Below are 12461 nucleotides of genomic sequence, written 5' to 3'. Positions count from 1 at the left end.
CAAAGCCTTCCGATGATGGTCAGTTACCGGCCGCGGCGGCGATCTGCCGCAGGGCGGTGGCGAAGTCGTCCGCGAGTCGGCGAACGGTGGTGGCGGTGTGGGCGGACGGCGCGTACAGCCAGTCGACGCGCAGCTCGCCGCGGCTCACGGCGGCGACGACGTCGATCAGGTGCGGACGGGTCTCGCCGGGCGCCTGGTCGGCGCCGAGGCCGTCCAGCCGGTCCTGGATCAGGCCGCCGCCGTTGTCGGCCGCGCCGTCCCACTGGCCCAGGTAGTTGAAGCTGATCCGCGGCTGCGAGGCGGCGGCGAGGGCGGTGTGCGCGGCGCTGCCCGGCTCGGAGAGGTAGCGCAGGGCCCCGTAGCCGAGCCCGCGGCCGGGCAGCTTGCGCAGGGTCTTCTTGACGGTCTTCAGCGCCGCCTCCCAGGGGCCCTTCGGAACGTCGAGGGCGACGGGATAGATCGTGGTGAACCAGCCGACCGTCCGGGACAGGTCGATGTCGTCGAACAGCTCCTCACGCCCGTGGCCTTCGAGGGCGATCGTCACCGGACCGCCCGTCCAGTCCCGCAGGACCCGGCCCAGCGCGGCCAGCAGTACGTCGTTGATCCGGGTGCGGAACGCGGCGGGCGCGCGCTGGAGCAGCGCGTCCGTCGTGGACCGGTCCAGTGCCGACGACTCCACGGCGACCTCGCCGTACGTGCCGGCCGCCGGCCCGTCGCACGGGATGTCCATGGCGCCGGACAGGGCCTTGCGCCAGTACGCGGTCTCGTGGTCGAGGGCGCCGGAACGGACGTACGTGGTCAGGCGCTCCGCCCATTGCTGGTAGCTGCTGGTCCGGGGGCCGAGGTCCACGGGCCGGCCCTCGGCGAGCTGCGCGTAGGCGATGGACAGGTCGTCCATGACGATGCGCCACGACACGCCGTCCATCACCAGATGGTGCACGGCCAGGAACAGCCGGGGCGGCGCCCCCGCCGGCAGGCGCAGGAAGACGCCCCGCACCAGGGTGCCCGCGCGCAGGTGCAGCGCGCGCTGGGCCTCCAGCGCGGCCTCGTCCAGGGCTCGTTCCCGGTCGGCCACGGCCGTCAGGTCCCGGACCCGGAGCAGCCCCTCCGGGCGCTCGCCGTACTCCTGGACCCAGCCGCCCGCGCCGTCGTCCGCGTACCGCATGCGCAGAGCGTCGTGGTGGTCGACCACCGCCGCGAGGGCACGTTCCAGCACGGCGGGGTCCGTGTCCGGGGCGAGGGCGACGTGCACGGACATCGCGTACCGGTCCGGATCGACGGTGTGCTCGGCGAAGAACCACCGCTGGACGGGTGTCAGTTCGACCCTGCCCGCCGCCTCGGGCGCCTGCTCCCTGGTGGCCGGCGCGTCGGCATCCGAGTGCCCTATGGCGGACGCCAGTTCGGCGACGGTCTGGTGGATGAACATCTGCTTGGAGGTCAGGTGCAGCCCCGCCTGGCGGGCGTGGGAGATGAGTTGGATGGAGAGGATGGAGTCGCCGCCGAGTTCGAAGAAGTTGTCGTGGACGCCGACGTGTTCGACGTCGAGGACCTTGGCCCAGAGGGCCGCGAGGGTTTCTTCCGTCTTGTCGCGGGGTGCTTCGTAGGCGGTGGCGAGCCGTCCCGTCTGCGTCTCCGGTTGGGGTAGTGCGCGGCGGTCGGCTTTGCCGCTGGGGGTGAGGGGGAGGTGGTCGAGGGGGATGAAGAGGGCGGGGATCATGTGGTCGGGGAGGGTGTGGGTGAGGTGGGTGCGGAGTTCGGTGGTGGTGGGGTTGGTGTCGGTGACGGTGTAGGCGATGAGTCGGCGGTGGCCGTCGGTGCTTTCGTGGGTGGTGACGACGCATTCGTTGATGTGGGGGTGGGTGAGGAGTGCGGTTTCGATTTCGCCGAGTTCGATGCGGTGGCCGCGGATCTTGACTTGGTCGTCGGCGCGGCCGAGGTGTTCGAGGGTGCCGTCGGGGAGCCAGCGGGCGATGTCGCCGGAGCGGTACATGCGTTGGCCGTGTGGGTTGTGGGGGTTGTGGGGGTTGTGGGGGAAGCGTTCGGTGGTGAGGGTGGGGCGGTTGAGGTAGCCGCGGGCGAGTCCGCCGCCGGCGACGTGGATTTCTCCGGGGATGCCGGTGGGTGTGGGGTTGCCGTGTTCGTCGAGGAGGTAGACCTGGTATCCGGGCAGGGGGCGGCCTGCGGGCAGGCGGGTGTGGTGGGTGAGGTGGTCGGCGGTGATGTCCTGGTAGGTGACGTGGACGGTGGTCTCGGTGATGCCGTACATGTTGACCAGGCGGGTGTGGGGGGAGTCGTACCGCTCGAACCAGGTCTTCACGTGCTTGGGTTCGAGAGCTTCTCCACCGAAGATCACCCAGCGCAGATCCGGCAGAGTGGGCGCGGAGTTCTGTGCGGCCCGTTCGACCAGCTCGCGGAACATGGACGGCGTCTGGTCCAGGACGGTCACATGTTCGTCACGCAGGAGGTTCCACATGGTGTCGGGGTTGCGTGTGGTGTCGTGGGGGACGATGACGGCTCGGCCGCCGGTCATGAGGGAGCCCCACAGTTCCCAGACGGAGAAGTCGAAGGCGTAGGAGTGGAAGACGGTCCATACGTCGTCCGGGCCGAAGTCGTAGAGGGTCTGGGAGTTGGCCATGAGGTGGAGCACGGTGTGGTGTTCGATGGCCACGCCCTTGGGGCGGCCGGTGGAGCCCGAGGTGTAGATGACGTAGGCCAGGTCCGTCGCGGTCACCTCGGTTGGGGGAGGTGTGCTGGGCAGGCCGGTGATGGTGTCGTGTTCGGCGTCCAGGTCGACGATGTGTATGTCTGTGGTCGGGAGGGTGTTGTTCAGTCCTCGGTGGGTGACGAGGATCGTGGCCTGTGAGTCTTCGAGCATGTAGGCGAGCCGGTCGGCGGGGTATGCGGGGTCGAGGGGGAGGTAGGCGGCGCCGGATTTGAGGATGCCGAGGAGTCCGGTGGCCATCTGGGTGCCGCGTTCGACGGACAGGGCGACGAGGTGTCCGGGGCCTGCGCCCAGGGATATGAGGTGGTGGGCCAGGCGGTTGGCGGTTTCGTCGAGTTCGCGGTAGGTCAGGGCCTCGTCCGCGCAGGTCACGGCTGTGGCGTCCGGGGTGGTCGCGGCGTGTGCGGCGACCCGTTCGTGGATCGTGCCTTCCCAGGGGGCGATTCCGGGGGTGAGCGCCCACTCGTGCAGCAGCCGTTCCCGCTCACCCGGAGCCAGCATCGGCAACCCGGAGACCGACCGCGACGGCTCGGCCACCGCGGCGGCCAGCAGCGTGTTCAGATGCTCCCCGAACCGCGCGACGGTCGACGCGTCGAACAGCTCGGCACTGTATTCGACGAGCGCACGCACTCCGCCCTCGCGTTCCTCGAACTCGACGGTCAGGTCGAACAGCGCCGAGTCCCGCTCCAGCGGGTAGTCCGAGACGTGGACCTCGCCGAGGCTCGGCCGCATGCCGGGCGCGTTCTGCAGCACCACCATCGCCTGCACGAGCGGGGTGCGGCTCGTGTCACGCTCCGGCTGTACCGCTTCCACCAGGCGCTCGAACGGCACCTCTTCGTGGGCGAACGCGTCGAGCACCGTCTCCCGCACCTGTCCGAGCAGGGTGTCGAAGGGCGTGTCCGGGTCGATGTGCGAACGCAGCACGACTGTGTTGACCAGGAAGCCGACCAGCTGCTCCAGACCCGCGCCGCCCCGGCCTGCGGAAGCCGTGCCGACGGCGACGTCCCGCTGCCCGGTGTAGCGGGCGAAGACCACCTTGACGGCCGCCGTCAGCGCCATGAACAGGGTCGCGCCCTGCGCACGCGCCAGCTCTTTGAGCCCGTCCACGGTGGCGGCCGGCACGTCGAAGCCGTGGACGCCCCCCTTGGCCGAGCGCACGGCCGGGCGCGGCCGGTCGGTGGGCAGGTCCAGCGGTGTGATGCCGTCGAGGCGGCCGCGCCACCAGTCGAGCTGCTCCTCCAGCAGCCCGCCGTCCTCCAGGCGTGCGCGCTGCCAGGCGGCGAAGTCCGGGTACTGGACGGCGACTTCCGGCAGGCGGGCCGCGCGGCCCTCGGTGCGGGCCGCGTACAGCTCGCCCAGCTCCCGCGAGGCGACGCCCATCGACCAGCCGTCCGTGACGATGTGATGCATTCCCAGGACGCACACGTGCTCGTCGGCGCCGAGCCGGACGAGGAGAACCCGGACGACGGGGCCGGTGCGCAGGTCGTACGGGCGGGCCAGCTCCTCCTGCGCGAGCTCACGCAGCCGCTGCTCGCTCGCGGCCTCCTCGGCGCGCCACTCCGGTTCCAGCACGGAGTGGACGATCTGCACGCCGCGGCCGTCGACCACGTCGAACGTCGTCCGCAGCGCCTCGTGGCGGGCCACGAGATCACCGACCGCCGCGCGGAGCGCGGCCGAGTCCAAGGGGCCCGTCAGACGCAGCCCGACGGCCGAGTGGTACTCGGTGCCGCCCTCGTCGAAGCCCTCCAGGAACCACAGCCGCTGCTGCCCGAAGGACATCGGCAGCAGACCGTCGCGCGGCACGACCGGGATCACCGCGGCGCCGGCCGCCTCCTGCGCGTTCGGGGCGACGGCGGCAGCGAGCTCGGCGACCGTCGGCGCCTCGAAGAGCAACCGCGGCGAGAGCTGTCCGCCGAGCGCCTGGCGGGCGTGGGAGATGAGTTGGATGGAGAGGATGGAGTCGCCGCCGAGTTCGAAGAAGTTGTCGTGGACGCCGACGCGTTCGACGTCGAGGACCTTGGCCCAGAGAGCGGCGAGGATCTCTTCCGTCTCATTGCGCGGGGCGGTGTAGGTGGCGTCGAGTCGCTCGGCACGAATCCCGGGTTGGGGTAGTGCGCGGCGGTCGGCTTTGCCGCTGGGGGTGAGGGGGAGGTGGTCGAGGGGGATGAAGAGGGCGGGGATCATGTGGTCGGGGAGGGTGTGGGTGAGGTGGGTGCGGAGTTCGGTGGTGGTGGGGTTGGTGTCGGTGACGGTGTAGGCGATGAGTCGGCGGTGGCCGTCGGTGCTTTCGTGGGTGGTGACGACGCATTCGTTGATGTGGGGGTGGGTGAGGAGTGCGGTTTCGATTTCGCCGAGTTCGATGCGGTGGCCGCGGATCTTGACTTGGTCGTCGGCGCGGCCGAGGTGTTCGAGGGTGCCGTCGGGGAGCCAGCGGGCGATGTCGCCGGAGCGGTACATGCGTTGGCCGTGGGGGTCGTGGGGGTTGTGGGGGTTGTGGGGGAAGCGTTCGGTGGTGAGGGTGGGGCGGTTGAGGTAGCCGCGGGCGAGTCCGCCGCCGGCGACGTGGATTTCTCCGGGGATGCCGGTGGGTGTGGGGTTGCCGTGTTCGTCGAGGAGGTAGACCTGGTATCCGGGCAGGGGGCGGCCTGCGGGCAGGCGGGTGTGGTGGGTGAGGTGGTCGGCGGTGATGTCCTGGTAGGTGACGTGGACGGTGGTTTCGGTGATGCCGTACATGTTGACCAGGCGGGTGTGGGGGGAGTCGTACCGCTCGAACCAGGTCTTCACGTGCTTGGGTTCGAGGGCTTCTCCACCGAAGATCACCCAGCGAAGCGCGGGGAGCCGCTCTTCACCGGCCTCCGCGGCGTGCTCCACCAGCTCGCGGAACATCGACGGGGTCTGGTCGAGCACCGTGACGCCCTCCTGTCGCAGGAGGTTCCACATGGTGTCGGGGTTGCGTGTGGTGTCGTGGGGGACGATGACGGCTCGGCCGCCGGTCATGAGGGAGCCCCACAGTTCCCAGACGGAGAAGTCGAAGGCGTAGGAGTGGAACACGGTCCATACGTCGTCCGGGCCGAAGTCGTAGAGGGTCTGGGAGTTGGCCATGAGGTGGAGCACGGTGTGGTGTTCGATGGCCACGCCCTTGGGGCGGCCGGTGGAGCCCGAGGTGTAGATGACGTAGGCCAGGTCCGTCGCCGACACTCCGGTTGGGGGAGGTGTGCTGGGCAGGCCGGTGATGGTGTCGTGTTCGGCGTCCAGGTCGACGATGTGTATGTCTGTGGTCGGGAGGGTGTTGTTCAGTCCTCGGTGGGTGACGAGGATCGTGGCCTGTGAGTCTTCGAGCATGTAGGCGAGCCGGTCGGCGGGGTATGCGGGGTCGAGGGGGAGGTAGGCGGCGCCGGATTTGAGGATGCCGAGGAGTCCGGTGGCCATCTGGGTGCCGCGTTCGACGGACAGGGCGACGAGGTGTCCGGGGCCTGCGCCCAGGGATATGAGGTGGTGGGCCAGGCGGTTGGCGGTTTCGTCGAGTTCGCGGTAGGTCAGGGACTCGTCCGCGCAGGTCACGGCTGTGGCGTCCGGGGTGGTCGCGGCGTGTGCGGCGACCCGTTCGTGGATCGTGCCTTCCCAGGGGGCGATTCCGGGGGTGAGCGCCCACTCGTGCAGCAGTCGTTCCCGCTCGCCCGGAGCCAGCATCGGCAACCCGGAGACCGACCGCGACGGCTCGGCCACCATGCCCGTGAGCAGAGCCTCCAAGTGGCCGGCCAGCCTTTCGACGGTGGTGGCGTCGAACAGCTCGGGGTCGTAGGCCAAGGCGTACGCCAGCTCGTCACCCGCGTACGCGACGAGATTCAGCGGGAAGTTGGTGACGTCGGCACCCTCCAGACCGTGGAGCCGCACGCCGCCGCCAAAATCGCCGGCGTCCCCGTCCACGGGGAAGTTCTCGAACGCCACCAGGCTCTCGAAGAGGTTCGTACCGCGCTCGACTCCGCTCCAGCCCTGGATGCGCGGCAGCGGCACGTACTCGTACTGGCGCGCCTCGACCTGGGCCTCCTGTACGCGGACCAGCCACTCGGCGACCGACGCGTCGCCGTCGACGGCCACCCGCACGGGCAGGGTGTTGATGAGCATGCCCACCATCGACTCGGCACCCGGCAGGGCCGCCGGGCGGCCCGAGACGGTGGCGCCGAACACGACCTCCCGCTCACCGGCGTACCGGGACAGCAGCAGTGCCCAGGCGCCCTGCACCACCGCGTTGACGGTGAGCCGATGGGTCCGGGCGAACGCGTACAGGCGTCGCGAGGCATCGACGGAGAGCCGCGTCACCAGCCGCTCCGTGGACTGCGCGCGGTGGCTGGCGGCGGGACGGCGGTCGTACGGCAGCACGGTCGGCTCGTCGAACCCGTCCAGCAGTGCCCGCCAGTAAGCCTCCGCCTCGGACAGGTCCTGGCGCTCCAGCCACTCCACGTACGCGCTGAACGGGCGCCGCGCGGGCAGCACCGGTTCCGCGCCGGTGGCCAGCGCCCGGTACGCCGTGGTCAGCTCGTCGAGCATCTGGAAGGTGCTCCAGCCGTCCAGCAGCACGTGGTGGGACGTGCGCACCACTCGTACGGACGTGTCCGAGGTACGGGCGATGACGATCCGCGTCATCGGGGCGGCCGACAGGTCGATGCCGCGCTCCCGGTCCTCCGCCAGGTGGAGCTCCAGCGCCCGGCCCTGCTCGTCGGCGCTCAGACCGCGCCAGTCGAGGTGCACGACCGGTGTCGCGACGTGCCGGCGCACGACCAGCAGCGGGCGGTCCACGCCCTCCCACACGACGGCGGCGCGCAGGATCTCCAGGTGGTCGGTGACGTGCTGCCAGGCCCGCTCCAGCAGGCCGGGGTCGGACACCCCGTCGAGAACGAAGCTCATCTGCTCGAAGTAGGCGCCGGACCCGGGTTCGGAGAGGGTGTGGAACAGCATGCCGCTCTGCATGGGGGTGAGCGGGAAGATGTCCTCGACGTCCCGGCCGTCGCCGGCGATACGGTCGACGGCCGCCTGGTCGAGCCCGGCGAGGGGGAAGTCGGACGGCGTCGCACCGCCGGCCGCCGGGCCCAGGCAGTGGTCCACCAGGGCCCGCAGTGCCGCCACGTGCTCGCCCGCCACGCGCTCCACCGTCGACCGGTCGAAGACCTCACCGGAGAAGATCCACGTGAAGTCGAGGTGGCCGTCCTCGACCATGCCGACGACATCGAGGAGGTACGGGCGGGGCTCGTCCGGCGCGTGGTCGTGGCCGAGGGCGGGAAGGCGGTCACGGACCAGCCCGTCCGGCGTGGTCGTGCCGTCCCACTGGCCGAGGTAGTTGAAACTGATGGGCGGGAGCCGGTCCGCGCGCAGCGCATGACCGGGTGTGCCCGGCGCGGACAGGAAGCGCAGCGCGTCGTAGCCGAGGCCGCGGCCCGGCACGGCCCGCAGCTGCTCCTTGACGGACTTGAGCGTGTCGCCCCAGTCGCGTCCGGCGGGCAGCTTCAGGGCGACCGGGAAGTGGGTCGTGTACCAGCCGACCGTGCGTGACAGGTCCAGTTCCTCGAACAGTTCCTCCCGGCCGTGCCCCTCCAGACCCAGGACCAGGCGCTCGGCGCCCGTCCAGTCGGCCAGGGCACGGCCGAGCGCGGTGACCAGCAGGTCGTTGATCTGCGTGCGGTACACCGACGGCAGGCGGTGCAGCAGCGCCTCGGTCTCCTCGCGGCCGAGGCGCACCTCGACGGTCTGCTCGGTGGCCGTGACGTTGCGGCCGCCCGGGTGGTCGACGGGCAGAGCGGAAGCCCCGTCCGGGGCGACCGAGCGCCAGTGGGTGAGTTCGTGGTCGAGGGCGCCGGAGCGGACGTGCGTGGTCAGGCGCTCCGCCCACTGCTGGTAGCTGCTGGTCCTGGGGCCGAGGTCCACGGCGCGGCCCTCGGCGAGCTGGGCGTAGGCGGTGGACAGGTCCTCCAGGACGATCCGCCAGGACACCCCGTCCATGACGATGTGGTGGACGGCGAGGAAGAGGCGGGGTGCGGCGCCGTCCGCGCTGTGGAACAGGACGCCCTTGACCAGGGTGCCGCTCGCCAGGTCGAGGGAGCGCTGCGCCTCCAGAGCCGCACCGTTCAGCACGGCCTCGGTGCTCTCGCCGTCGGCGATGTCGCGGACGGTGAGGAGGCCGGACGGCTGGTCGCCGTACTCCTGGGTCCAGGTGCCGCCGTCGCGGGTGTACCGCATCCGGAGGGCGTCGTGGTGGGCGACGACCGCCTCCAGCGCCCGCTCCAGCAGCGGGGCCTCCGTGCCGGGAGCGAGCTCCAGGTGCACGGACATGGCGTAGTGGTCGGGGGCGACGGTGTGCTCGTCGAGGAACCAGCGCTGGATGGGAGTGAGCTCGACGCGTCCCGAGACCTGCGCCGGCGCCGTCGCGGAAGGCCGCGTCTCGGTGGTGACGACGGGGGCGAGGGTGGCGATGGTCTGGTGGAGGAAGAGGAGGCGGGAGGTGAGGTGGAGTCCGTTCTGGCGGGCTCGGGAGACGACTTGGATGGAGAGGATGGAGTCGCCGCCGAGGTCGAAGAAGTTGTCGTGGACGCCGACGCGTTCGATGCCGAGGACGTCGGCCCAGACGGTGGCGAGGGTTTCCTCGGTGGTGTCGCGGGGTGCGGTGTGGTCGGTGCCGGTGCGGGCCGCGGACAGGTCCGGTGCGGGCAGGGAGCGGCGGTCGACCTTGCCGCTGGGGGTGAGGGGGAGCCGTTCCAGGGGTACGTACAGCGCCGGCACCATGTAATCCGGCAGCAGCTCCGACAAGTGAGCCCGCAGGCCGGGCGCCCCCACGTCGGCGCCCTCGCCCACGACGTACGCCACCAGACGGCTGCGGCTGGTGGCGTCCTGCCAGGGCAGCACGACCGCGTCCCGTACATCCGGGTGGGTCAGCAGGGCGCTCTCCACCTCGCCCAGCTCGATGCGGAAGCCCCGGATCTTCACCTGGTCGTCGGCGCGGCCCAAAAACTCCAGATCCCCGGAAGCCAGCAGGCGCGCCCGGTCGCCGGTGCGGTACAGCCGGTCGCCCGGCACGAACGGGCTGTCGGCGAACCGCTCCGCGGTCAGCTCCGGACGCCCGTGGTAGCCGCGCGACACACCGTCGCCGCCGATCCAGATCTCGCCCGGCACACCCGGCGGGAGGAGGTTGCCGTGCGCGTCGAGGACGTACACGCGGGTGTTGGGCAACGGGCGGCCGATCGGCACGTACACACGGCCGCGCAGGCTCTCCTCGGTCGGGGCGAAGACCGTCGAGTCGACCGTCGCCTCCGTGCCGCCGTATGCGTTGACGACAACGCAGTCGTGCCGGACGCGGTGCAGCAGGGCACGGCAGTCCTCGACGCGCCAGGCCTCGGAGCCGACGGAGATCAGCCGAAGCGGCGGGAACGCCCCACCGCGGCGGTCCACTTCCTGAAGGACGGCATTGAGCAGCGACGGCACGATCTCCAGGCCCGTCGCGTCCGTCTCGGCGATCAGATCGAGGAGCGCCGACGGCTCAGTGGTGACGTCCTTCGACGCGATGATCAGCGCCCCGCCGAAGGGCAGGGAGCGGATCAGGTCGGCGAAGAACAGGTCGACGGACAGGCTGGACACCGACAGGAAACGCGGCTTCAGCTCCTTCAACCCGTACCGCTCGTCCCAGGCGGTGAGGATGTGCCGGACGTTGCGGTGCTCGACGGCGACACCCTTGGGCTCGCCGGTCGACCCGGAGGTGTAGATGACGTACGCCAGATCGGCCGCGGTGACGGCGGTACGCGGCGGGGTGGCGGGCAGCCGCCCGATCGCGTCCCGCTCCGCGTCCAGGTCGACGAACCTCAGCCCCTGCCCGGAGGGCAGACGGTCTCGCACCGCCGACTGCCCGACGACGATCCGGGCACCCGAGTCCGCCAGCATGTACGCGAGGCGGTCGGCCGGGAAGCCCGGGTCGAGCGGCACGTACGCGGCGCCCGCCCGCAGGATGCCGAGCAGGCCGACCGCCATGGCGGACCCGCGCTCCACGCTGAGCCCGACCAGGGAGCCGGGGCCGGCGCCGAGCGCGATCAGGTGGTGGGCGAGCCGATTGGCGCGCTCGTGCAGCTCCCGGTGGGTGAGCGTGGCGTCCTCGGCGATCACGGCGACCGCGTCGGGGGTCTGCGCGGCCTGCGCCGCCAGCCGCTCGTGGACCAGGGAGTCGTCGCCCGTCGCCAGCCGCGTGGCGTTCCACTCCTCGGCGACCTGCCGGCGCTCGTCGTCGGTGAGCAGCGGCAGCGCGGCCACGGGCCGGTCCGGGTCGGCCACGGCGCCGGCCAGCAGCACGCCGAGGTGGCCGGTCAGCCGGGCCACCGTACGCTCGTCGAAGAGCTCGGTGCTGTACTCGACCAGACCGCACAGGCGGCCGTCCCGCTCCTCGAACTCGAAGGTCAGGTCGAACAGCGAGGCGTGGCGCTCCAGCGAGTACGGGGAGACCGTCGTACCCGGCAGGGCCAGGGTGTCGGCGGGGGTGTTCTGCAGGACGACCATGGCCTGCACCAGCGCCGTCCGGCTCGGGTCGCGCTCCGGCTGCACCGTCTCGACCAGCTTGTCGAACGGCACGTCCTCGTGTGCGAACGCGTCCAGGACGGTGTCCCTCACGCGCCTCAGCAGCTCCGTGAACGTCAGCTCCGGGGCCACCTGGGTGCGCAGTACGACCGTGTTGACCAGGAAGCCGACCAGCTGCTCCAGCTCCTCGCGCCCGCGCGCGGCGGCGGAGGTGCCGACGGCGATGTCCTCCTGACCGGACCAGCGGGCGAAGACCGCCTTCACCGCGGCCGTCAGCGCCATGAACAGTGTCGCGTTCCGCTCGCGGGCCAGTTCCTTCAGCCCCGTGACCGTGCCGGTGGGCAGTTCGAACGCGTACACCGCGCCGGCCGATGAGCGGACGGCGGGCCGCGGCCGGTCGGTGGGCAGCTCCAGTGGCGCGATGCCCTTCAGCTGAGTGCGCCACCAGTCGAGCTGTGCCTCCAGCAGCCCGCCGCTCTCCAGACGCGCGCGCTGCCAGGCGGCGAAGTCCGGGTACTGGACGGCGACTTCCGGCAGGCGGGGTTCGCGGCCCTCGACGCGGGCCGCGTACAGCTCGCCCAGCTCGCGGGCGACGATGCCCATGGACCAGCCGTCGGTGACGATGTGGTGCATCCCCAGGACGCAGATGTGCTCGTCGTCGGCCAGGCGCACCAGCAGCACGCGGACGAGGGGGCCCGACTTCAGGTCGTACGGGCGCGTCATCTCCGCCCGCACGGCCTCCCGCGCCGTGTCCTCGCCGTCGGCGTCGGCGGTCACCCAGTCGGGGTCGAGCCGGTCATGGACGATCTGCACGGCTCGGCCGTCACGGGAGGCGAAGGACGTGCGCAGCGCCTCGTGGCGGGTCACCAGGTCGCGTACGGCGGTGCGCAGCGCCTGCGCGTCGAGAAGCCCGGTGATACGCACGGGCAGCGCCGAGTGGTAGTCGGCCCCGCCGGGCGCGAAGTCCTCCAGGAACCACAGGCGCTGCTGGCCGAAGGACAGACGCAGTTCACCGTCGCGCGGTACCGCCGGGACCGGCGGCGCGGTCTCGGCGGCTCCGCCCTGGCCGGCCAGGCGCTGGGCGAGCGCCTCGCGGAGCCGTTCGGGAAGGGCGGCTGCCCGGTCCGCGCGGGAAGACGGTGTGTTCATTGGCGGGATCCCCCAGAGAATTGCTGGTCAGCAGATCGAGAAG

General features: G+C 71.4%; 1 protein-coding gene. It reads right to left on the bottom strand.

What is annotated here, in order from left to right:
* Positions 1-19: 19 nt before the first annotated feature.
* Positions 20-12418, bottom strand: coding sequence for a non-ribosomal peptide synthetase (locus QHG49_RS09130; RefSeq protein ID WP_301488477.1), 12399 nt, complete (start codon positions 12416-12418; stop codon positions 20-22).
* Positions 12419-12461: the final 43 nt, after the last annotated feature.

This window comes from Streptomyces sp. WP-1 (assembly GCF_030450125.1).
GTDB lineage: Bacteria > Actinomycetota > Actinomycetes > Streptomycetales > Streptomycetaceae > Streptomyces > Streptomyces incarnatus.
The sequence above is the reverse complement of the archived record's forward strand: the minus strand, read 5'-3'. Positions and strand labels throughout refer to the sequence as shown.